21 protein-coding genes are annotated in these 23,257 nt (G+C 34.8%); 4 read left to right on the top strand and 17 right to left on the bottom strand.

Annotated features, from left to right (window positions below; all coding sequences use genetic code 11):
* Positions 1-252: 252 nt before the first annotated feature.
* Positions 253-1,755 carry a S41 family peptidase gene (locus ACHRWY_RS01865; protein WP_395351969.1) on the bottom strand — a complete coding sequence of 501 codons (1,503 nt, stop codon included), beginning with the start codon at positions 1,753-1,755 and terminating at the stop codon, positions 253-255.
* A gap of 55 nt (positions 1,756-1,810) precedes the next feature.
* On the opposite strand from ACHRWY_RS01865, the gene ACHRWY_RS01860 reads away from it, so the two are divergent.
* Positions 1,811-2,191 carry a hypothetical protein gene (locus ACHRWY_RS01860; protein ID WP_395351968.1) on the top strand — a complete coding sequence of 127 codons (381 nt, stop codon included), beginning with the start codon at positions 1,811-1,813 and terminating at the stop codon, positions 2,189-2,191.
* Positions 2,192-2,589: 398 nt separating this feature from the next.
* On the opposite strand, the gene ACHRWY_RS01855 is transcribed toward ACHRWY_RS01860, so the two are convergent.
* Entirely contained in the window at positions 2,590-3,357 is a 768-nt protein-coding gene (locus ACHRWY_RS01855) for a response regulator transcription factor (RefSeq protein WP_395351966.1), read from the bottom strand.
* Positions 3,358-3,499: 142 nt separating this feature from the next.
* Here ACHRWY_RS01855 and ACHRWY_RS01850 point away from each other — a divergent pair, with 142 nt between their 5' ends.
* Positions 3,500-4,150: a DUF1349 domain-containing protein gene (locus tag ACHRWY_RS01850; protein ID WP_395351964.1), complete on the top strand. Its 651-nt coding sequence runs from the start codon at positions 3,500-3,502 to the stop codon at positions 4,148-4,150.
* A 294-nt stretch (positions 4,151-4,444) separates the two neighbouring features.
* Here the strand turns inward: ACHRWY_RS01850 and ACHRWY_RS01845 are convergent, their stop codons facing one another.
* The 10 genes from ACHRWY_RS01845 to ACHRWY_RS01800 form a co-directional block, all read right to left on the bottom strand.
* Complete coding sequence (locus ACHRWY_RS01845; protein WP_395351962.1) at positions 4,445-5,551, bottom strand: alkene reductase; 1,107 nt, start codon at positions 5,549-5,551, stop codon at positions 4,445-4,447.
* Between the two features lie 29 nt (positions 5,552-5,580).
* Entirely contained in the window at positions 5,581-6,537 is a 957-nt protein-coding gene (locus tag ACHRWY_RS01840) for a polysaccharide deacetylase family protein (protein ID WP_395351960.1), read from the bottom strand.
* An 11-nt stretch (positions 6,538-6,548) separates the two neighbouring features.
* Positions 6,549-7,016, bottom strand: coding sequence for a nuclear transport factor 2 family protein (locus ACHRWY_RS01835; RefSeq protein WP_395351959.1), 468 nt, complete (start codon positions 7,014-7,016; stop codon positions 6,549-6,551).
* A 77-nt stretch (positions 7,017-7,093) separates the two neighbouring features.
* Positions 7,094-8,467, bottom strand: coding sequence for an alginate export family protein (locus tag ACHRWY_RS01830; protein ID WP_395351957.1), 1,374 nt, complete (start codon positions 8,465-8,467; stop codon positions 7,094-7,096).
* Positions 8,468-8,530: 63 nt separating this feature from the next.
* On the bottom strand, positions 8,531-9,550 hold the full coding sequence (locus ACHRWY_RS01825; protein ID WP_395351955.1) for an MBL fold metallo-hydrolase: 1,020 nt from the start codon (positions 9,548-9,550) through the stop codon (positions 8,531-8,533).
* Between the two features lie 34 nt (positions 9,551-9,584).
* Positions 9,585-11,354 (bottom strand): amidohydrolase, encoded by a 1,770-nt coding sequence (locus ACHRWY_RS01820; RefSeq protein WP_395351953.1) that lies wholly within the window; start codon positions 11,352-11,354, stop codon positions 9,585-9,587.
* A 307-nt stretch (positions 11,355-11,661) separates the two neighbouring features.
* Positions 11,662-12,681, bottom strand: a complete 1,020-nt coding sequence (locus ACHRWY_RS01815) for an alpha/beta fold hydrolase (RefSeq protein ID WP_395351951.1) — start codon at positions 12,679-12,681, stop codon at positions 11,662-11,664.
* A 47-nt stretch (positions 12,682-12,728) separates the two neighbouring features.
* Positions 12,729-13,517: an alpha/beta hydrolase gene (locus ACHRWY_RS01810; RefSeq protein WP_395351949.1), complete on the bottom strand. Its 789-nt coding sequence runs from the start codon at positions 13,515-13,517 to the stop codon at positions 12,729-12,731.
* A 213-nt stretch (positions 13,518-13,730) separates the two neighbouring features.
* Entirely contained in the window at positions 13,731-15,680 is a 1,950-nt protein-coding gene (locus ACHRWY_RS01805; RefSeq protein ID WP_395351948.1) for a sigma 54-interacting transcriptional regulator, read from the bottom strand.
* A 14-nt stretch (positions 15,681-15,694) separates the two neighbouring features.
* Positions 15,695-17,305 (bottom strand): sensor histidine kinase, encoded by a 1,611-nt coding sequence (locus ACHRWY_RS01800; protein WP_395351946.1) that lies wholly within the window; start codon positions 17,303-17,305, stop codon positions 15,695-15,697.
* Positions 17,306-17,692: 387 nt separating this feature from the next.
* On the opposite strand from ACHRWY_RS01800, the gene ACHRWY_RS01795 reads away from it, so the two are divergent.
* Positions 17,693-18,226, top strand: a complete 534-nt coding sequence (locus ACHRWY_RS01795) for a DUF6985 domain-containing protein (protein WP_395351944.1) — start codon at positions 17,693-17,695, stop codon at positions 18,224-18,226.
* 264 nt (positions 18,227-18,490) lie between these two features.
* Positions 18,491-18,895 (top strand): hypothetical protein, encoded by a 405-nt coding sequence (locus tag ACHRWY_RS01790; protein WP_395351942.1) that lies wholly within the window; start codon positions 18,491-18,493, stop codon positions 18,893-18,895.
* A gap of 79 nt (positions 18,896-18,974) precedes the next feature.
* On the opposite strand, the gene ACHRWY_RS01785 is transcribed toward ACHRWY_RS01790, so the two are convergent.
* The 5 genes from ACHRWY_RS01785 to ACHRWY_RS01765 are packed head-to-tail and all read right to left on the bottom strand — an operon-like array spanning position 18,975 to position 23,255.
* A complete protein-coding gene (locus tag ACHRWY_RS01785) occupies positions 18,975-20,597 on the bottom strand; it encodes an ATP-binding protein (RefSeq protein ID WP_395351940.1) in 1,623 nt (540 codons plus the stop codon).
* A 5-nt stretch (positions 20,598-20,602) separates the two neighbouring features.
* The gene (locus ACHRWY_RS01780) at positions 20,603-21,616 is read right to left on the bottom strand and encodes an ATP-binding protein (RefSeq protein WP_395351938.1); all 1,014 of its coding nucleotides are present in this window, start codon (positions 21,614-21,616) and stop codon (positions 20,603-20,605) included.
* Complete coding sequence (locus ACHRWY_RS01775) at positions 21,609-22,025, bottom strand: anti-sigma regulatory factor (protein ID WP_395351936.1); 417 nt, start codon at positions 22,023-22,025, stop codon at positions 21,609-21,611. Before ACHRWY_RS01775 ends, ACHRWY_RS01780 begins: the two co-directional genes overlap by 8 nt.
* Entirely contained in the window at positions 22,006-22,404 is a 399-nt protein-coding gene (locus ACHRWY_RS01770) for an STAS domain-containing protein (protein ID WP_395351934.1), read from the bottom strand. Before ACHRWY_RS01770 ends, ACHRWY_RS01775 begins: the two co-directional genes overlap by 20 nt.
* 14 nt (positions 22,405-22,418) lie before the next feature.
* Entirely contained in the window at positions 22,419-23,255 is an 837-nt protein-coding gene (locus ACHRWY_RS01765; protein ID WP_395351932.1) for an STAS domain-containing protein, read from the bottom strand.
* Positions 23,256-23,257 lie beyond the last annotated feature (2 nt).

Raw genomic sequence — 23,257 nt, 5'->3', positions numbered from 1 at the left:
CAATTACAAATAATGAAATCTCATTTAAAAATGGTTTATCATCTCATCATTACCTGAATTTTTCGCACTTATACCTTCAATTATTAATTGTTCCTTAACTGAGGCAAAAAAAGATTTATTCTTATAAAAAAGTAAAGCTCTTTTATTGAGATTAAAAGAGCTATTTATACTTTAAACACGAATTCCATCTAAATTGAAATAGGCTTAGTTAAGATTGATGTTTTTAATTTCTAAATTTAGTTTCGTTGCTATTTATTGTTTTTTCAACCTTTTAAAATCCTCAATATATAAACCTTTGGCAGTATTTCTAGGGTTGAATACAGCAAGATTGCCAATTTTTAATGAAAAAGAAGGATTGGCGGTTTTTGCTGTAGTTCGCATAGTCTGACCTGTAATTAATTCGAGAGCTTTATTCAAATAAGGATCTTTTACGTTTCCAAATTCAACCAGATTTAAGAAAGTACTATAAGGATTGATTTCGTAATCAGGTATAATTCTCGCTGGATTTGCTTCTTTGTCTTTATTGTAATATGAAAAAGTAATGGGTTGCAATTGCCATTTGTGTTTAGTGCTTCGATTGCCATAGGACGTATAATCATTAGCAGGAGAATCGTATAATGTGTTTGAGCCAACAAATTTGCCAACGGTTTCTTCGCCTATTGTGATTACGTTAATGTATTTTTTTAGACACTGTATCGTGAGCTCGCTGGCAGAAGCGGTTTGAAAACTTACCAGCACATATATTTTTGGCAAAGCAAGGCTGTTTATACTTTCTTGCCTCTGAAAAGTTGGTTCGTTATCAACCAAGTTAAAAATGTTTACTTTTTCGGAAAGATTTTCATAGCCGTCTTCACTATTGTGTTTATTATTGAAGTCTAAATAAATATATGGTTTATTGGTAAAACTGCCATTAATCATTTGAGCCAGGGCAACTGCCGTTTCTAACGAACCGCCTCCATTGTATCGTAAATCTAAAACCAATTCGTTAATTCCATCCGATTGCATTTTAGCGAAAGCCAAATTGAGTTCGTCATTATAATCGGATTTAAAACCATTAAAAACCAGATAACCAATATTCTTGGATCCATATACTTTCTTTTCATAATAAGCAACTGGGTTTTCATCAATTTCGGATTTTGATACAGTCACAGTTCCTGTTTTATCTGTGGTTACTAAACTACTGCTTGAAAATTGCACGCTCGCTGCCAAAGTAATTGTGAATTGTGTGTTTTCTAGTTGGTCATAATTACTTGAAGTAAGCTGGCTTCCATTTATTTTGGTAATAACATCGCCTCTTTTCAATCCTGCTAAAGCTGCTGGTGAGCCAGGCACAATGTAGTTAATTAAGGCTACCATGTTGGTATTGGATGCATCTTTAGGGTAGATTGCGTAATTAAGACCACCTGTTTTTTCGACTTCTGCAATTTTTGAAACACGCACAATCTCATTACTGTTTTCAATCCAGGAAAATCTATCGATAGTTCCTCTTTGATATAGGAGTGAATAAAAAAGCGCATCGGGCGTTTTTCCGTTGATTAAATTGTTATATACCGCAGTAGAAGTGATTTTGCTGTCGGACAAATTGGCAACGTCGGGTTGCCAGTAATACCAGGAATTCATAGCTTTCCAAACAAAGTTGTTAATCTCGTCTGGCTTGGTAGTTGTGGCTTCTTTAGTGTCAGAATCAGAATCCTTGCTGCAAGCTGTAAAAACCAATCCTACAAGTAATGTCTTAGTAATATATTTTAATTTCATTATTTTTTCAATCGTTTAATTTAAGTTAATTTTGTGGATGAAAAACGCTAAAAGTATGAAAAATAGTATTCCTAAAGCCGCTTTTTTATTATTTTATTTCGGACTTTTTTTTCTTTTTTCCTGTTCCAGACAACTTTTAGATATTAAAAATCAAACGTATAAAAGTTATAACAGTAATAGTGAAAGAGGATATATAGTTAGTTTTAAATTAAATGACACTGCTGTTGTTCCTAAATCGGTTGTGATTAATGGTATTGTTCAGGATATATCCAAAGCAAATAAAATTGGTGATACTTACCAGGTAAATATGATTGCACAAACTACCATAATTCATAATTACAAAGTAAAATTTGATACAAAAGAAAATGGAATTTATTTTGAGAAAAATTCAAATATATTTTTTCAACCTGTAAAATTCAAATTAATCACAGACTAATTGAAAAAATTTAATTGAACCCGTTGGATGTAATTATTACAAATGTCAATTCGAGTATTTTTTGTAGAGAGTAACGGAACAAAACTAGTTTACTGCCCTAAACCAATTTAGTTTTATAATTTTTACATCAATCCCCAATAGCAGTAGAAATCCTTTTGTGCCGGGGCTGGGCACAAAAGATTGGAACGTATAGCGGGAAAAGCTCCTAAAAAATAATATTAAATACAATTGATAATGCTGATCACTTCAAATTAGGTAACAATTCTAAATATCCGATTGATCTAAGCCTTGCATAATTCTGCCTATATTGTACATTATTACTCCCAATGCAATACAATACTATTTTATAACAACCTGAAATAATATAATGAAACACAGCACTTTTTAAGGTAACATTTTTACAACAAATTTAAAGCCTCTGCTGTTCTTACTGCTTCAATAGAATTACTTACATTTAGTTTTTCCAGAATATTTTGTCGGTGCCTATTTACAGTATTAATGCTGATATTTAGGTTATCTGCAATTTCCTTACTGATAATACCTTTACCAATTAATACTAAAATTTCTTTTTCACGAGAAGTCAAAAGATCAACACAATTTTCATAAGTATCTATATGAAAAATCTTTCCTGTTTTCGTATTGATGATTTTTCCTTCTATACCATTCACCCCAGTTCCTTTTTCGAATAAATAATTATACAGGCAAACAGCAAGCCACAATCCTCCTTCTGAACTGTTCTTCATATAAAAGCTGCGATGCAAAATATACTGATATTCCTTATTTTTATTCAGGCTTCTAATTCTGCATTTTGTAGCATAATTTAATCTTTCTTCCGCAGCTATTGTCTTTAAAAAATTAAAAAACTCCAGTTCCAAAAGGTGCCTTTGAAAAAGATCATCGGGATGAATGCGCTGATAAATATCATCTTCCCAAATAGAATCAATTGTTGTAAATCCAGAAGTGTGAATATCAAAAAAACTACCAAAATCACCGGCAAAAACATAGCTTTTATTACTCGCTAAATCTGATAGTACAGCTACTGCATTATCAAGTTTTACATAGGCCTCCATCATTACAATTGCCTCATTTAATGCCTGATTGCGTTTTTCGGAACTGTCAATGGATTCAAAAGAAAATCTGTCTTCTAAGTTCGAGATCGGATTCATAACTATGATTAATGATATACACTGCTAAGTTAATAGAAAGAAGATTAAAGTGGGTTTAAAAATGGTTATATATAACCATTGCTGTAAAAAACTCAAATTACATTCTTTGTAAATTATTAATAAAATTCAAATTTAAGAAATCATGAAGAGAATTCACTTAGTTTTAATATGTATATGCATTATGGCTATAAAAGGAAATGCTCAAAAATTAACTGCTATGAACTGGCTCAATGAACCAGCAGAATGGGAAATAAAAGACAATAAACTTACTATGCAGGTTACGGCTCAATCTGATTACTGGAACAAAAGCCACTACGGATTTACAGTTTACGACGGACCTTTTCTATATACGGAGAGAAGCGGCGAGTTTGAAGTTGTTGTAAAAATGAGCGGTGTTTATAAAACCAGATTCGATCAGGTTTGCCTTATGCTCCGAATAGATGAAAACAATTACGTGAAAACGGGTGTAGAATATGTAGACGGAATCTATAATATTAGTACTGTTCATACTATCGATAAAAGCTCGTGGAGTGTTCTTGGCTTAAAAGAAAAACCTAAAAATGTATGGATGAAGGCCGTACGCCGACTAGATGCACTGGAGATTTTTTATTCTATTGATGGGGTTAATTATACGATGACCAATACCGTTTATTTTCCGGAATTCAAAACGGTACAAGTGGGCATGATGGCTGCAAGTCCTGATGGAAAGGGCTTTACGGCTACTTTCGAAGATTTTAAAATTACGCACCTTCCAGATCAAAGACGTTTAGAGTGGTTAAAAAATAATCAATAGTTTTTGCAGAATCAATTACAACATGCAACTGCTGAACCCGATAAGTTCAGCAGTTTTTTTTATACAAAATCAAATTATAGGATAAGCTTCAATACAACCTACGTAAGTAGTAGAAAAAGGGGATAAATTAAAAATAAGTGAATTAAAAAGTTTAAAAATAATACTGCATTAGAAAGACATGCAGCCATTTATAAAATTACAATCTTATTAAAAGAAAATACCACTTAAAATTTTTTTAATGGTGTTTTGGGTTTAAATTCCGAATTAATAAATAAGCTATTCAAAAGTTGACTTTTAGCTCACAAAGGGATAATCTGTATAGCCCCTTTCCGTCCCCCCTCCAAATAAGGTGTGAGTATCTGAAATATCATTTAAAATCGAATTTTTCTTTACTCTGGCAGGATAATCAGGATTGGCTAAAAAATGTCGCCCAAAGCCAATTAAATCGACTAAATTTTCCTTAATTAATTTCTCAGCTTCTTCAGGGGTTTTGTTTCCTGTGGCAATAATAGTATTTTTAAATGTCTCTCTAAGTTTAATTCTAAAATCGGATGGAATTTGTGGTGCATCGTCCCAATCAGCTTCGCAAAGATGAATATAAGCAACTTCAAGTTTATTTAACTGTTCTGCTGCCAGCATTATAGTTTCCAAAATCTCAGGATCATTCATATCTTTAAAACTAATAAAGGGAGATAATCTTATTCCTGTTTTTTCTTTTCCAATTGTATTGGCTACAGCTCTGGAAATTTCAATTAATAAACGAATTCTATTTTCCTTAGTTCCGCCATATTCATCAGTTCTTCTATTACTATTGCTTCTCAAAAACTGATCAATCAGATAACCGTTTGCTCCATGAATTTCAACACCGTCAAAACCGGCTTTGATAGCATTTTCAGCACCTGTTACAAATTCTTTAATTACAATGTCGATATCGGTTTTATTCATTTCTCTTGGTTCCTCTACCGGAACAAAAGTGGCATCACCATTTGGGGCACCGTCAAAAATGTAAACACTTGTATTTTGCGCTATTAATGACGAAGGTGCTATTGGCTGTAATCCGTTTACTCTTGAACTGCTTACTCTGCCTACATGCCATAACTGCAGAAATATTTTACTTCCGTTTTGATGCACCGCGTCTGTTATTAATTTCCAGCCTTCTATTTGCTGCTGACTGTAAATTCCCGGTGTTTTAGCATATCCTTTTCCTTGCAGAGAAACCTGAACTGCTTCTGTAATTATTATACCGGCCGTACTACGCTGTGCATAATATTCAGCCATTAAAACATTTGGAATATCACCCGGTTGTGAAGCTCTTGAACGTGTCATAGGAGCCATTAAAAAGCGGTTTTCTAAATGATTGCCGCTTAAATTGTATTGCTGAAATAGTTTCTGGTACTTCATCTTAATTCTTGTTTTAGTAGTAATCGGTTTTATTCTCTTATAATACTCTTGTCCTGATAAGCCATTTGAGCAATCTCATCTTTTCGCCTAAAACTAACTCCTTTATGTTTTTGTATATAACGAATGATTTCCGTAGTGGCAGCAACCATTTGTGGCGTACCTCCTATACGATCATGAAAACTTATAGACATTTGCCTGCGCTTTTTTTCTGATTCAATGTAAAGCTGGTCAAATTCCATAATCACCTGACGCGCAAACTGATCTGCACTAAAATTTTTTCCTTCTATTAATACAATATCGTTACAGCGAATAGTGTATGGAACTACTGCAAAATCATTTCCTTTTACCTTTACTAAAAAAGGCTCGTCACGGCTTAAGTCGTCAATGTGATATTTAAAACCAAGTTCCTGTAGAATTTCCAATGTATTTGGGCCGCGTCTTAACCAATTTGCATTATAGCCCACAGGTTCAAAACCAGTTACTTTTTTTATCGCTTCTGCCCCATCTTTGATGAACTTTTTTTCTGTTTCATATGGCATAGAATATTCTGTAGCCCAGTCCATACCGTGGGCCGCCGCTTCATGTCCTCGTTGTACAATTTCCTTGGCTAGTTCGGGATTTTTCAACACTGCCGATCCCACCATATGTGAGGTAACTTTGATTCCGAATTTATCCCAATTGTCCAGCATTCTTGGAATTCCTTCTTTATACCCATATTGATACCAGGTTTCACCCGGAAGATCTACAAATCCTTTCTGCATGTTTTGCGGAAACGGGCTCTCTGAATTTACAGGCTGTCCGCCCGCTTCAAACTGCATAGAAACGGACACAACCAAACGAGATCCGTCAGCCCATTTTGTAGCAGAATTTTCATCATTGGTAAATTGGTTTGTTTTAAGATCACTTGCTGATAATGTATTTATTGGTATCAAACCGGCAAGGCCAACAAGACCCGCTTGTTTAATAAATGTTCTTCTGTCTTTCATCTGTATTGATTTTATTTAAGTACTTTTTCAATAATCAAAGTTTCTTCATAAAGTGAAAATTTACTGATCAGATTATTTTCTACTGTTATATGAATCGCAAGAGGCATTTTAAAATGTTTGCCGTTCTTTTTCACCGTTCTTTCAACAAAACCAAAAACGGCCACTTCATTTCCTCGTAATAAAAAAGATTGCGCTTCGAGTTTTTCACTTCCATCAACAAAATAACTAAAGAGCGTTTTAAATAATGCTGAAATTTCTTCCCGCTTCGAGCGATGTCCTGTCCAGGGCATATATTTCGATTCGAAAATATACCAGTCGACTTTTTCTGAAACCATAGAAGCAATCTTTTCAGGATTTTTTTCTCCTACATATTTAAAAAATTTCTCTGCAGTTTCTTTTGTTTTGATTTCTTCATCAGAATATATTTGTGCTTGTGTCGAAAAACCAATCAATAGCATTACTATTATGAATTGTATCATTTTTGTTTTTGTTTTAAAGACAGCTTTTTCCATAAGATTGTTTTTTAAAATTATTTTGATGTAACTTCATTCTAAGCTTAAAAATGAAGCTGCATCGTAATTCCGGTAAAGAATATGTTTTTACCCGTTCCAGATGCCTGTATATAATCTTTGGCCTGAAACCAGGTCGCTTCGAGCCTGAAATACAAATATTGATTGGGTTCCCAGACGATTTCACTTTCAAGCTGATTTCCGATTTTCTTTTCTGTTGTTGTATCTCCGGGATAAATTAGGGTTGTATTTGGCGCATAGATACCATCATTGCCGCTGTATCTCCAAAACATATCATAGTCAATAACCCAATCTACATTTTTGGCAATTTCAAAATTCAGCGACGGATGGAAATCTATCAGATTAGAAGGTCCTATTACGGAAGCAAGTCCAAAGTAAGCGCCTCTGGGGAAAAGCGGATTGAAAGTCTGCAGACTGGAATCGCCCGTATTTTTGTCTCCGCTAATTACTTCGGTTTTAAAACCAATTTCCGGACGAAACCTCACTTCGTTGAATCGATATCCCGCATTAATGGAAGCAGTCCACGCCCTGATACTTTTTTCGGCTACATCACCAAACTGGTACACAGCTTCACCATCGTAACGCCAGTTTCCCGTTTTTCCCCAAATACGGCTTCCTACCGAATGACGTTTCTCTTTTCCGGCGGCATCATTAAAAGCGGCATGCGCTCTTTGGTAACCCAAATAATACACATCAATATTTTTGATCACAGGTATTTTATTAAACACCAGATAACTTCCCCAAAATTGTCTTTCTTTATTCGAAGCATCATCAAAAATACCATCGTGCGCTACTACGTAATGCGTATAAAACAAGTCTGTCGTGAAATTTTGTATGGACACAATTGCTTTTATTCCGTCAAAAGACTGTCTGTTATTTGGCCCTTCCCTTACAGCAACTAAACGCTGTGAACCATAAGTGAGTTCCTGCCTTCCTACTCTTAAAATCAGCCTTTTATCACCTTCATTTATTATATTCCAGTCAGCAAAGGCCTGATGTGCTTCAAGTGGATTTTGTTCCACAGGATTTGGATCAATTCTTCCGTCGGCCATACTGCTTTGCGTTTGAACAAAGATTCTAAAGTATTTTCCGGCATGAAAATCGGCATGAAACAAATACCTTCCCAAAACATAACCATCATTATCCTGCGGACCATCGCCCCAATTTTCATTTTTAGCATAGAAGTACTGAAACCGTATATCGCCCCCAAAACTGATATATGTTTTTTTAGAAGAAGAAAGAGGCAGGAATTTCACTGTTTTATACCAGTCATTGCTTACCGTGTCATTTTCCAAAACACTGTAATTCTCATCAAACCGAAGCGATTTAAAATCCGGATAACGCTGTGCAAAACCAGAAAATGAAAGCAATAAAACCAATATTAGGATTTTGTATTTCATAATTCAATTTTTAAATTTTCAACACTTAGAAACATGGTGTAAACGATTTCCAAATATTTTTAATTATTTGACTCCGTTTTGCTTAATATCTTTATAAGCATTAGGGACATTGAAATTAAAATGAAGCCAGTTAAAAAGCTCGTATCCTTTGTCAAATTCTTTCATCGTTACGGTGGCTTTCGTTTCTTCTAAAGTCAAGCCTTTTTTTACTGCATTTTCAACATTAGATTGCAAAGCTGTCACATAATCGATCGTATATTTAATTCCGGCTTTGTTGGTAATGCGTCCGTGTCCCGGAACTACAATATCTTTATCCGAAATCATATTGTAAATTTTGTTCAGATTTTGAACCGGCTCTAAAAAATAACCGTCAAATAACCACGGAATAGTTGGGCTTTCGGCAATAAAAGGATTTCCTGCCCACAATACATTTCCGGAAGGCGATTTTAAATAAACAAAAAGATCTGCCGGAGATTGTGCCGTTCCTACATTGATAACCTCAACAATATTGCCTTTTCCCATGTCAATTTTCATCGTTTGGTTAATCGCTATTGTAATATCTGCAGGACGGTAAACACTTTCTTCAATTCCTCTACCTTTGCCAAAAAGCATAATCATAAATTGTTTGATATTATCGTAATTTTTAGAAAGATTCTCTTTGCAGAATTCGTTTTGAATGACAATGGTTTCTTTTGGAAGCAGATAATTTCCAAAACAATGATCTCCGTGATCGCTTGTATTTATAGCGTAAACAATAGGTTTTGGCGTAACAGATCGTATCAATTTATAAAGCTGGTCATAAAGTCCTTTACTCAGCATCGTCTCAATAAGCAAAACACCTTTATCACCCACAATAAATCCTGCCGAAGTAGCCTGTGCAATACCTTTTGTGGTTTCGGTTTCTGTTGTACCCGGAGAAACAGCATATACATTCTCTGAAATTTTATGCAATTTTAAAGTCACTTTGTTCGCGTCCCAAATGGGTACGTGATCGGGCATTGGAAATTGTGCATAGACTGCTGTATTGGCTAACATACAACAGATGATGATGGCCAATCCCGAAATTATTTTTTGAATTTTCATGATTTATTTTTTTTGAATTTTCTTCAATTCGTTTTTACATTTTTTTAGTATAACCACCAAAGTATTTCACTGGCGACCAATCCGGAATTACAGGAGCAATTTCAGGATCAAATGATTTAAAATCTCTGGCACCGTACACAATTTTTCCATTTACAATGGTCAGATCTGATTCAATGTTTCGAACTTTATCGGCTGAAATTGTAAAATAATCTTCTGATAGAATTGAAAAATCAGCATACATTCCTTTTACCAATTTTCCTTTTTCTTTTTCTTCACCCGAAAACCAGGCGCTTCCCGAAGTATATAATTGAAGGGCAGTGAACTTATCCAAAACCTGATCTTTAGGCCAAAACTGCATGCCGCCTAAAGTTTTTCCTGTAATAAGCCAATGCACCGCCATCCACGGATTGTAGGTAGAAATTCGGGTAGCATCAGTTCCCATTCCTACCGGAATACCCATTGCCAGCATTTTTTTAATGGGAGGCAATTGTGTTTTTGGTGCACCATACATTTTTTCATACAATTCTCCCTGAAAATACATCCTGAACTGAACTGCGATTCCGCCATTTAACGCTTTCACTCTTTCCAGTTCCTGAGGTGTAATGGTTTCGGCATGATCAAAAAACCAGCGTAATCCGTTAAACGGAATTTCTTTGTTTACTTTCTCAAAAACATTCAGCATTCTATCGATTGATTCTCCGTAAGTAGCGTGCAGTCGAAACGGCCATTTGTTTTTAACCAGCAATCGGATGATGGGTTCCAGGTCTTTTTCCATTTCATCAGAAAGGACAATTCTTGGTTCCAGAAAGTTTTCAAAATCTGCAGCAGAAACCACAATATTTTCTCCTGCCCCTTCTTCGGTATAACCGTTTGCCGTCAAAAGATTATCGTTTTTATTAATGACGGTTTCAGCCACCCATTTTTCGTAATCCTGAAGTTCTTTTCCTTTTTGCTGTGCAAAGAGATAATACGAAATTCTCAGGTTCAGTTTTCCTTGTTTCGCCAGTTCCATCGAAGTTGCATAATCTGCTGGATAATTTTGTGATCCTCCCGCGGCATCAATCACAGATGTTAATCCAAAACGGTTGAGTTCACGGTTAAACTGAAGCGAACTGTTGATTCTTTCTTCGGGAGTTAGTTTTGTGGTTAATCCTAAAGTAGTGTAAATGGCTTTTGGTGTTTCTTTTGCAAACATCAATCCGGTTAAGTTTCCGTTTTTGTCTTGTTCCAAAACGCTTCCTTCGTAGTGAGTATCTTTGGTATACCCTAAAACTTCAATGCCCTTTTTGTTCAAAAATGCTTTACCATATAAATAGGTTATAAAAACAGGTTTATCAGGAACTGCGGCGTTTATTTCTTCAATCGTTGGCTGTCTTTTTTCTTCAAAACCAAATTCATTCCAGCCTCCAATCACTTTAATCCAAACTCCCGGCGGTGTTCTCGCTGCTTGCTCTTTAAGCATTTCCATCGCTCTCTTTAAAGTTTTTACTCCATCCCAACGCAATTCCGAATTATAGTTTAGTCCTTCGCGAATCACGTGAATATGACTGTCGTTTAAACCGGGAACAACAGTTTTGCCTTTTGCATCAATGCTTTTAGTTGCTGTGGTTTTATAACTTTCTAAAATACTTTTTGAAGTTCCGGCTGCCAGAATAATTCCGTCTTTTATTGCAAGTGCCTGAACAAATTCGCCTGATTTTTGCATGGTTGCGATTTTTCCGTTGTAGACAATCAGATCTGCTTTTTCCTGAGACTGCATCAACAGACCAAAGAAAAATAATAGTGTTACAAATATTTTTTTCATCATGTTTGATTTAATTGTATGATAATTTGCAATCTTTTTTTTGTCACAAATTTTAACCTGTTGGTGTAATGCATAAAAATTTAATTAAACACATAGAAACATAGATTTTATGATTTTTTTAAAGTAAAATAAAAAGAAACTAGTTCTTTAACACATAGCTATATAACTATGTTTGTTGATGCAAGTGAAACGTCTTATTTAGTTCAATGATCCTATGTTTCTATGTGTTAAAATAATTATAACCAAACAGGTTAATTTTATCAATTAGTATTGATCACAAATAGTCATATTCAATTATTTATTTGTTTTATTTTGCAAGGAAAAAAGCCAGCAAATCTTTTTGCACCTGAGCTGTATTTTCCTGAACCAGCCAGTGACCTGAACCTGCAATTTTTGATTCGCTTACATTTTCGGCAACTAGTTTGGAGTGTTCTTTTAAAAATGCAGCAGCAAAATATTCTCCGCCCATTGCCAATAAAGGCATTTTAAGTTTTGTTTTTGCAAAAACCAGATTGTCTTTTCCGTCCTGAGGAAAGTTTGCGAACCATTTGAAACTGGATTTTGCGCCATCTTTCACTGCGTAAGCTCTAACAAATTCAGCGGTTTCTTCTGCCGTAAAAGGATCTTTTACATGTCCTACCACAGGCCAGAAATTCGTTAAAAATTCTTTTTCTTTTCCCGCAACAATATCTCCTGAAGCCGGCCAAGCAAAAAATCCAAACCACCATGCTGAAGCTGAAACCTGAGACCAAACCGGTTCAATACCCGGAAGCAAAGCATCCATTAAAGCTACTTTTTTAACTTCGCTGCCATATTGCGCGGCATACGCATAAGCTACCATAAGTCCGATATCGTGACCGGCAAGATTAATGGAATTGTAACCTAATTTTTTTACGAGCTCGTGAATATCTGTAGCCATTGTTTTTTTGTCATAACCTCCTTCAGGTTTGTCAGACTCGCCAACACCTCTTAAATCCGGAGCGATTACTGTAAAATGTTTTGACAATTCCGGTAATAATCTGTTCCACATATACCAGTTCTGACCAAATCCGTGAACTAAAACCAGAGGATCTCCTTTACCGCCAATAACGTAATGAATGTTTACCCCATTGACCAATGCAGTGGCATGTTTAAAATTCGAAGGCGGATTTGCAGGTTCGGCCTGAGCCGTTTCTGTTGCTGCAGCGGGTGTTGTTTCTGTTACAGGATTTTCTTCTGTTTTTTTATTACAGGAAATTAAAATCAATAGTAAAAGTCCAAAGGTTAAAAGTTGGGTTGCTCTGCTTTTAAAGTTTAAAAAAGCGGTGTTTAATAAATTCGTTTTCATAATTAAAATTTTAAATTGGTTATTAAATAAATTGGTTATTATAAATTTTACGAGGGTAGTTTTGCGATCCATTCTTGTATATAAATTGCAATTTCCTGCCAGCCGGGCTGATTTAAAACAAAATGATTTCTTTCGGGAAATACTTTGAAATCTGTAATCGAACTTTTATCCGTATATTTTTTGTGGTTGGAATAATTGAGTGATTCCGGAATAGTATGATCTGCTGATCCTGCAATTAACAGCAATGGTCTATGTGCAGCGTGAAAATCTACTCTTGCAGCCGAAGTGATAGTATCGCGAACAATTAACTTAGATTCAGGAATAACAAAATCACAGTATGCTTTTTCCTGCCATTCTTCTGGCATTCCATTAGTAAATGCATATTGCCACTGGCTAAAACTCATTAAGAAAGTTTTTTTTGCAGAAGTAAAAAAGCCAAGCGGCCCCCAACCGGCTTTTAAAAATGAAAATTTAAAAGTCATAATTCCCTGCGGAGGAACCGAATGTATGGCAATTGCGGCTGATGCCAAGTTACGCTGTAAAAGTATCTGAGCTGTAAGTCCGCCAATAGAATGACCGATAATAATAGGTTTGTGAGGAAGGTGTTTGGCAATATCCTCAAAGTATTCGATTAATTGAGTTAATCGCAGACCAGCAATTTGAGGGTCTGGATGCCGATCGCGTAAAACATTAGCAGGAGCATCTTTATACGGCCAGGCCGGAGCAAGAGTTTTAAAGCCTTTGTTTTCAAAGAAGACTTTCCATTCATCCCAGCAATTATTGCTTACAAATGCACCTGTAATAAAAAGTATTGTAGTAGGGTTTTCAGTCAGCATAATACATATTTTAATGTTATGCCAAAGTGTAAACTAAAACCGAACCTTTTTGATAACTAATTAATTATCAGTATATTATATTTTAAATAAAAATCTTAAAACGACTATATTTCGTCGTAAAACGAAAATAAAGCAACTTAATATCGTTCGTTTAATTAGTAAGTATTAATTATAAAATCAAATAGATATTTCGCATCCTTTTTCATAAAGCAATTAAAAATGACTTCTCTTTATGCCTAATTTCTGCATTCTTGAAGCCAATGTTGTTGGAGGAAGTCCCAGTATCTCTGATGCTCCTCCGGTTCCTCTAATTCTTCCGTTGCATTTCTCTAAAACATTTATAATATGCTCCCGTTCATTTTCCTGAATGGTTTTAAAGTACCATTCATTTGACTTGATATTTATTTTCGCTTCATCAATAATAGGAAGCGGGATGTGCTCGATGGTGTCTGTTTTTGCTAAAAGAATACTTCTTTCAATAAGATTCTCAAGTTCACGAATATTCCCCGGCCATTGATACGATAAAAGGCTTTTTAAAGCACTTTCTGCTATTTCCGTCACATTTTTTCCCGTTTTGCGACTATAGACAGCAATAAAATGACGGGCAAGAAGACCAATGTCCTCTTTACGCTCTCGCAATGGCGGCAACTGAATAGGAAATACATTGAGCCTATAATATAAATCAAGTCTGAAACGGCCATCGGCAACTTCTTTTTCAAGATTGCAATTGGTAGCGGCAATAATGCGGACATTTATTTTTATGGAAACATTTCCTCCAACACGTTCAATTTCTTTTTCCTGAATTGCCCGCAACAGTTTGGCCTGCATTTCTAATGGCATATCACCAATCTCGTCAAGAAATAAGGTACCATTGTCTGCTTGTTCAAATTTACCAATTCGTCTTTCTGAAGCACCGGTAAAAGATCCTTTTTCATGTCCGAATAACTCAGATTCTATGAGGCTTGGAGGCAAGGCAGAACAGTTAATTTTAACAAAAGGCTGATTTTTTCTATTTGAAAGTTCTTTAATACTATGCGCAATGCTCTCTTTTCCCGTACCGCTTTCTCCTGTAATCAAAACTGTTGTATCAGCGGGAGCTACCTGTAAAATATGATCGAATATCTTTAGCAGCGCCGGACTTTTGCCAACAATCGATTCAAAGCCTGAATTTTTTATATTCTTACCTGCACCAGGATTTTCAGCAGAAGTATTTTTTTTATCTAATTTTTTATCATGACTGATTAAATTTTCAATTGCAAAAATTAAGGGCTCCTGAAGTCTTTCGCATAACGTTAAATGATTTTTGTTATAATTATCTTCCTGCCTGCTGAAAAAAGACAGATATAGTCCGCCATTTTCACTAATTGATAAAGGAACAGGCAGCATGAGATTGGATTTCATATTCATTGAAGTCGCTATCATCTTTTTTATAGGCGTTTTATCGCATATTTTTATAAAATCGGGACCATTATAGAATGTGGCCTCGGTCTCCACTTTACTTTTGTTTCGTAATTCAGTAATTTCAGACTGTTTTAAGGCAGTAATATTTTGTAGTTCTTCAATTCCTATCCGTTGGTATTCGTGTAATCCTGTCCTTGCATAACCCAAAACTCTGCTGGATAATTTATTTTCCATATAAAAAACAGCCATCACAAGATCAAAGGAAATGAGAGATTGCAAAGCAGCAATAATGTTAAGAACCCTATCATCCCAGGTACCGCTTTTTGTTACTATCGTTTTTAATTTTTTCTGAAATAAAAGCTCTTTTCTTATGGAAGATTCTATTCCGTGCTGCTGATGATATTCGGCAATTTCAATTGCTACTAATAAATCTTTTTCTCTAAATGGTTTTACCAAAAAACCGTGAGGATGAGTCAGTTTAGCTTTACTTAGCACTTCTTCATTAGAATTGGCAGAGAGATAAATAAATGGAATATTATCTTCTCGAAGTATTTCAGCAAGATCAATACCGGTCTGTTTTCCTGAAAGAAAAATATCTAATAATACTAATTCCGGTTTTTCCTGTTCAATATAATATTTGGCATCCTGAACTGATCGTGCCATTCCGATAACAGAATGTCCTGCTTTTTTGAGCATAAGGCGCAAATGATTTGCTTCAACAAACTGATCTTCAACAATAAGTATTTTTAGTGGTTTCGCCATTTTATAGAATTAAATTAATGAAGATTACTTTCGTTAATAGTGAATTCCAAAGTTATTTTTGTACCATTTTCACTAAGGATTTGAAACTTCCCTTTAATGTCGTCAGAAAGCCCGGACATTAGTTTTATGCCTAATGAAGGACTGTTGTAAGGGTCAAAATCATTTAGAAGTCCAATACCGTTGTCCTGAATGATTAAAACATAATTTTTAGTATCATTTGTTTTAAGAGAAATATGAATTACTCCGTTTTTATGATCTGGAAAAGCATATTTAATAGCATTTGTAACGGCTTCATTAAAAATTAGCCCTATTGGTATTGAATGAGACAAAGGCAGATTAAAACTGTCAATATCCATTACAAATCGGATTGATTTTCTAATTTCGAATGAATCTTTCAAATATTCAGTTAATTCAAATAGGTAAGATGGCATATCAATTATCGATAAATTCTCTGATTGATATAATTTCTGATGAATTAAAGACATGGCATGAATTCTGTTCTGACTGCTGTTAATAGCCTGAAGCGCTTCTTCATTTTTTAAAAATTCAGCCTGACTTGCCAGCAGGCCCACCACCGTGTGCAGGTTATTTTTTACTCTGTGATGAATTTCCCGCAAAAGCCATTCTTTTTCAACGACCAGCTTTTGCAGTGTATTATTTTTTTTATTGATTTCATTCTGTTGTTTTTCCAATACCATGTTTGTTTTCTTCTTAAACATAAAACTTTTATAAAGTAATCCAAGAATTATAAGTAAAAGCAAAACAAAAGTTATCATAGAATTACGTAAAAATACCTCGTTTTGAAGTTTGCTTTGCTGCAACAAGGTTTTATTTTTAAGTTTGATAATATCCATACTTTTCTTTTCTGTTTCATAAATAATATTCAGTCTGGAGGAAATAGGATAAATATCACTTTCTTTAAGTTTGGCTGCTTTATAGAAAAATATAGCTTTTTTTAGAGAATTTAGCGAGTTGTGAAAATCTGAGATTGAAAAATACAATTCGCTGATTTCTCTGTAGCAGTCACCGCTTCTTTTATTGTTTTTTGACTTTTCAAATAAAGATGCTGCTCTAAAAATTGGGTCTAACCTCTCTGCTATTGGCGCATTGGTACGCATTTTAGATGACCAGACCATTACCCATGCTTCTCCCAAATCATCTGTTTGATTTGTTTTGTTTAATACTTCTATTGCTTTTCTGGCATTGACTTCTATCATGAAATTGTTATTTCTCAACTCTTGCACCATAGAAAGTTGTAAATAACATTTACCAGCATAAATATTAGAATGAAGGATCTGGCTTATACGAAGGGCTTCCTCCGCATATTGAAATGACTTTTGCAGGGTTACAGGGTTATTATAAGAAGCTTCATACCAGTCACTTACTTTTAATAAAATTTTGATTTTGTCTATGTTTTCAGGTAATGTACTAAGCAATTCCTCTGCTTTTTTTACCTGCTGTTCATTATAAGCTGCTTCTTGATTCAAATCATCTTTCAGGACGGATAGATTTTTTTCCATCATTCCTGCCTTCATTATGCTCTTAAAAGGAGCCAATGCATTTACTTCTCCAAATGTAAACCATACAAGGAGAAACAGAATTATTCTGTAGTGCTTTGAGAGCATTTTCTTAGGAATTAATCAGCTATACGAAGGTATTGATAATTATTTATTTAAATTTAAAATATTCAAAAATTGACGGCCAACGATATATCGTTGGCAGTCAATTTTGAACATAGAGTTGCCTCCAATTTTGACACAAAAAAACTGAGGAGGTTTTAATAAAAAGAGTGCAAAGGATAGCGGGAAGATCTCCTAAAAAATAATATTAAAACTAAATTGGATGATTTCCAACTATAGTAAAAATAGCAGCAGGATAAGTAAAATAAATTATTCAGAGCTATTGCTACACAACTAAGAGATTTAGGTTATTATTGTTATATTCGCTAAAAAGCTTACTAACTGAACAAATCCAGCTAAAAAAAGCCCCATTGGAGACAAGATTAAAAACATATGATGAAACCAGGAGAAACATATAATGAATGGCACAGAAGAGAATACCCAAATCAATATGTATGGGAAAATTATTCTTATCCTGAATTTGGAATTAGTGATGAACAACTGGTATGTAAATTACCAATTCGGATTTTCAATTGCGATAATTGTCAATTAATAATTGACAATGTAGAAATTTCAGAAATCCATAAATCGACAATTGATTATATTATTATGAATCAAGAAATATTTGTCGAAGACATCAAAAAATCTGTTTTCGAATATTATACATTTTTATGGAATGATTATTTAAAAGACTTTGAAGATGAAATTAAATATCCTAATCCCGCAATAAATGCTGCTGCAATAGTAGATTCAATGATTACACCAAATTCAATTCATCTTACAGGCAAAATAAGTGAAGGATATTTTGGAATTTGTTTTATATGTACATTTGAAGATGAACACGGACTCGGAATAGAATTAAGAAACTATAAAGTAAATAAAGTCGGAGGATCAGATGTCGGATTTAGTTTACATTCGGATAACTAAAAGCCAGTCATCAACACACGTTTCTATACATCTGCAAATTTAGAGGAATAAATGGACCAGGGCACATACAATATTTTACCTAACTTACTGATTACCTGATATCTATTTTGTAAATGCAAATCATTATTCTGTAAAAAAAAGTGCTACTATCCTTTTTATATTTGATAAAGGACAAAGTAGAAACCCGGACAAGCACGGCAATCTTGCTCAGGACACTTCTTTTAAAAAAACGATAATAAAAATTTAATTTTAAAAAATAATACGATGAATTCAGATACACCGGAAAATTATGCCCAGGATGACAAGAATTTTCAAAACGCAAACACAGGCCCAAAAAGCAGCGATCCAAACAGCAATCCTTATGATTCAGAGAATCTCGACAATGAATCAGAGAGTGAACTCAAAGATATAACCGAACAGGACATTGAAGATGGGCTTAGAAACAATGATTCCTCTGAAGGGTTTGAAACTGAAATTGATAATCCGAAGAGCGATGAATTTGAAAGTGACCAATTTAAAACCAGTGAACTGGATCAGGATAATCCAGTTAACAAGGAATTCAAAATTGGTCAGCTCAGCAATGAGGAGATTAAAAACGATGAACTCAACAGTGATAAAATAGATAATGATGAGCCAAACAACGATCAATTTGGTCGGGGAAATGTTTAATATATTTAGATTTGATGCCGAATAAAAAAACGGTTTATAAGAACTTTTTTTTTTGAATAATCCAGAGATCAATATATAATTATTGTTGCTTTGGCAAATAAATCCAAAAGATGGTCCCCTGACCTGGTATGCTTGTAAATTCAATAATTCCGTTATGGTTTTCAATAATGCGTCGACATAGTGCAAGACCAATTCCGTTACCTCCATACTGGTCCTTTTCGTGCAGGCGCTGGAACATATTAAAGATTCTGCTTGAATACTGGCTTTCAATTCCAATACCATTATCAGCAATAGAGATAATATCGTAATTGCCCGATAAGGCTATTTGATTATTGTGCTCTGGGATAAGAGCTGCAGAGATAGTCACCGAGGGTAGAGAAGCATTAAACTTAAGGGCATTATTTATAAGATTGTAAAACATTTGACGAAGCTGAGTACTCAGACCTAAAACCCGTGGTAATGGTTCTGTATTTATCACTGCACTTTTCTCTTCAATGATCATGCTTAAATCGCCTAGAATCTCGGTAATTATTTCATTAAGATCAACTTGTTCATAAGATTGCTTATTATTATCTATTCTTGAATAATTTAGAACATCATTAATCAAAGTTGATAATCGAGTTGCCGATAATATAATACGGTCAAAATAATAATCCTTTTTTTGATCTTCAGATAAATGCTGACCAGCGCGGGAAATCATGATCATAATTTTGCGAAGTGGTTCCTGAAGATCATGACTTGCAATATAGGCAAACTGCTCCAACTCTTTGTTTTTAAAAACTAATTTGGAATTGGCACTTTCTAATTCACGCTGGATCATTTTCAATTCAGAATTATCTTTCAGCGTTTCAACGATCATTTTTTGCGCATTAATGTCTGTAAAGTAAACCAGCCAGCTGTTAAAAGAACCGTCTTCCGATTTATTGGGGATCATCGTAACAAGATGCCAAACGTATAGAGCACCATCTTTAAGTCGAATTTCTCTTGAAAAAGATAATCGGGTCAATTTTACCTTCTCCCAACCTTCCAAAATTAGATCAATATCGTCAGTATGAATAAAATTTATAAAAAAATTTCTGTCAAAAATTGAAGGAGGAACTTTTAAATAATGTAACAATGATTCATTATAAAGAAGCACTTTATTACGTTCATTGACCTCACAAATTAAAATAGGAATTGTATTGGCTAATTTTCTATATCTGTTTTCACTCTCGGTTAATTTTTCTGAAATTGCAATCAATTCAATATTTTTCTTCCTGATCTCATCATAGGGTGATAATGGCGGCTCAAACTTAAAGTAATCAATAAGTGATTTTATTTTCGTTTCGGATAGAAGCCCCGGTGAGGCCACAGGCTGAATTATCCTGGTAGTGGATCGATTGGCTTTAAAACTGTATTCAATATCCCCGGAAATTTTAGCAGCATAATTAAAGGCCTCAGGGCAAGAGCTTTTCAAATCAACACTATCTGTAATGATCGCCTCAATTTGTTTTTGTGTGGACTTAATAGTATTGATACAAAGCACCAGCAGTGAATTTTTACCCTTTGCAATGGAGCATCTTGCAATTTCAGATACGGCTGTCGAAAATCTGGTCTGGAACGAAGAAGGCATACCGCACATTTCGGCAATTTTCATGCATCGTTTGTGAGCAAGTATCAAGTCCATCTCGTTATCAAGATTTATTTTTATGATCTCTTTCATGGCTCTTACATTATTTTACCTACAAGAATTGATGCGTCATCCGTTCCTCTTATGTTTTCTTTAAGAATAGCAGATGCTATTATACCTGAATGTTGTTTTACTATTGAAGTCATGTCGTTTAGATTCCATCTTGTCCGCAATCCATCACTGTGCATGACAATAATTTGATGTTTTTTATAAGGAACTATCGTTTTGTTTAAAGTACGGGGAATGTTATGACCAATAATTCCGTTATATGGTGTATATGTTTTATTTTCTAATCCGTCATAAATACGGGTACTGATATTACCTATTCCACATATATTCCATACTTCTGATTTATAATCCACCGCTGCTATTGTTCCCACAAGTCCCCTGCTCTTTTTAACCTTAGAATGAATATCCCTGAGGATTTCTGAAGGCTCCGTTTCTATCGACTGTTTAAAAGCTTTGATAGCCAGTTGCACAGCTTCATTTGCATTTTCACCATGACCTAAACCATCGCCTAAAAAAATTTGAAAACCTCTTTTTGTTGATTTGATATGATAACCGTCTCCGCAAATTTTTTCGCCTGGGTAATTTACCGCAATAGCAGCATAGTTCAAACCGCTCTGTAAAGAAGGTAAAGATACATCAGCCTTTTCACCAATTTTGATATATTGCACGCATCCCCAGTTTTTCATGGAGTAGATCTGAAAATCGTTACTCAATCTTTTAATTGCACCTAATCCATGACCTAGCGTGTTAGATGAAGAATAGCCATCGTTCATTACTTTGGATAAATTTTCAAAACCCATACCTTTATCCAGGCAATATATTTCGATGATTTTAAGCCCATCTTCTAAATTAGCACGATACAACAGCTCTCCTCCCTTTGCGTATTTGATAAGGTTAGAAGTTAATTCTGCCACGATAATATCGGTCTCAGCGGCTCTGTGCGGTGTAAATCCTATGTGAAGTGCAAGGTTGTGTATTTCTCTTTTTATAAAAGCAATCAAACTGCGATCGTCAATTTTATAGCTGGAAAACGTATTATCCATTTTTCCATTTTGTTATAGTAACGGTAGTCCCGCTCCCTAGTTCTGTTTTAATGTCAAATTCATTGACAAGTCTTTTTGTACCGGGAAGCCCTAATCCTAAGCTTTTCCCGGTACTATATCCATCTTTCATCGCCAATGTTACATCTGCTATTCCAGGACCGTTATCAATAAAAGTTACTCTTACTCCATTATCACGGCCGTTACTAACCGATTCAATGATGACTTTACCTCCTCCTCCATATTTAAGAAGATTACGGACAAGTTCGCTTGTTGCAGTAATTAATTTGGTTTGATTCAAAATGCTCATGCCAATTTTTACCCCATATTCTTTTACGCGGTTGCGTAAAGGCACCACATCTTGTTCTCTAATAATTAAAGCTTCTTCTTTACTATTCGTTATCGTCGTCATAATCCTGCTCTTCATTATCGCTGGTGTGCATTTTTGAGCGCAGTAAATCCATGCCTCTTTCAACATTAAGGGCACTTATAACTCCGTTTAAGGACAATCCAAGTTCAACAAGTGTGATAGCAACAGCAGGCTGCATTCCAACAACTACTGTTTGTGCATCCATTATTTTAGACATTACTGCTATATTTCCTAAGATACGGCCCATAAAGGAGTCGATTATAGAAACAGCGGATATATCAATTAATACTCCTTTTGAACTGTGCTTGCTTATAGTGTTAATTAAATCTGATTCGAGATTTTCTGCAAGTTGGTCGTACAAATCTACTTGTATGGTAACAAGAAGAAAATCACCCATTTTTAGTATAGGAATTCTATCCATATCATTATAAATTCTTAAACTAGTTTTCTTTTAACAACTGTAAGCTGCAACATATCAAATGCTGTTTTAAGAGCGCTTGCAAGTGTGGCTTTAGTGATAATACCGGTAAGATCTATTCCTAAATGCACCACAGTCTGTGCAATTTCTGGACGAATACCGCTAATAATACATTCTGCCCCCATTAAACGCGTAGCGCTGACAGTTTTAATAAGATGCTGAGCCACAAGAGAATCTACTGCCGGAACACCGGAAATATCAAGAATAGCAATTGAACTTCCAGTGTCTACAATTTGTTGTAGTAGATTTTCCATTACAATCTGTGTTCTTGAACTGTCTAAAGTTCCAATAATTGGTAAGGCAACGATACCATCCCATACCGTAATAACGGGAGTGGAAATTTCACTGATTTCATCCACCTGTCTGGATATCACATCTTCTCTTCCTCTCATATAGGCTTCGAAAGTCATAATTGTCATGTTATCAAGAATCTCATTCAACTGCAGATTAGCTTGATACAATTGTTCTGAATCTTTTATCAGTTCTGAAAGAATTTGTGAAGATGCTTGTTTGAAAGTAGTTAAATATTGAGCGTTTTCTCTTGGGGAAAACCCTCGTTTCCCTCTTGAAGATGATATACCTACAATTAAATCCTCTACTTTTTCAAACTCAGGAGAATCCTGAAATTTACCATTTAGTGTAGCTAGTGAACTTAAAAAGAGTGAAGCGAATTCTTTAGATTCTTCTTCTTCTACTGCTCCATCATCTGATCCACTCTCGATTAGAAGCTTTGACCATATTGTTAGTAATTTATTTTCGTGCTCTTTTAAGCCCCCTAGGAAGTTGTTTTGCATAT

This window comes from Flavobacterium sp. FlaQc-48, from assembly GCF_044007335.1.
Lineage (GTDB): Bacteria > Bacteroidota > Bacteroidia > Flavobacteriales > Flavobacteriaceae > Flavobacterium.
This window is presented reverse-complemented; position numbering and strand designations above follow the sequence as displayed.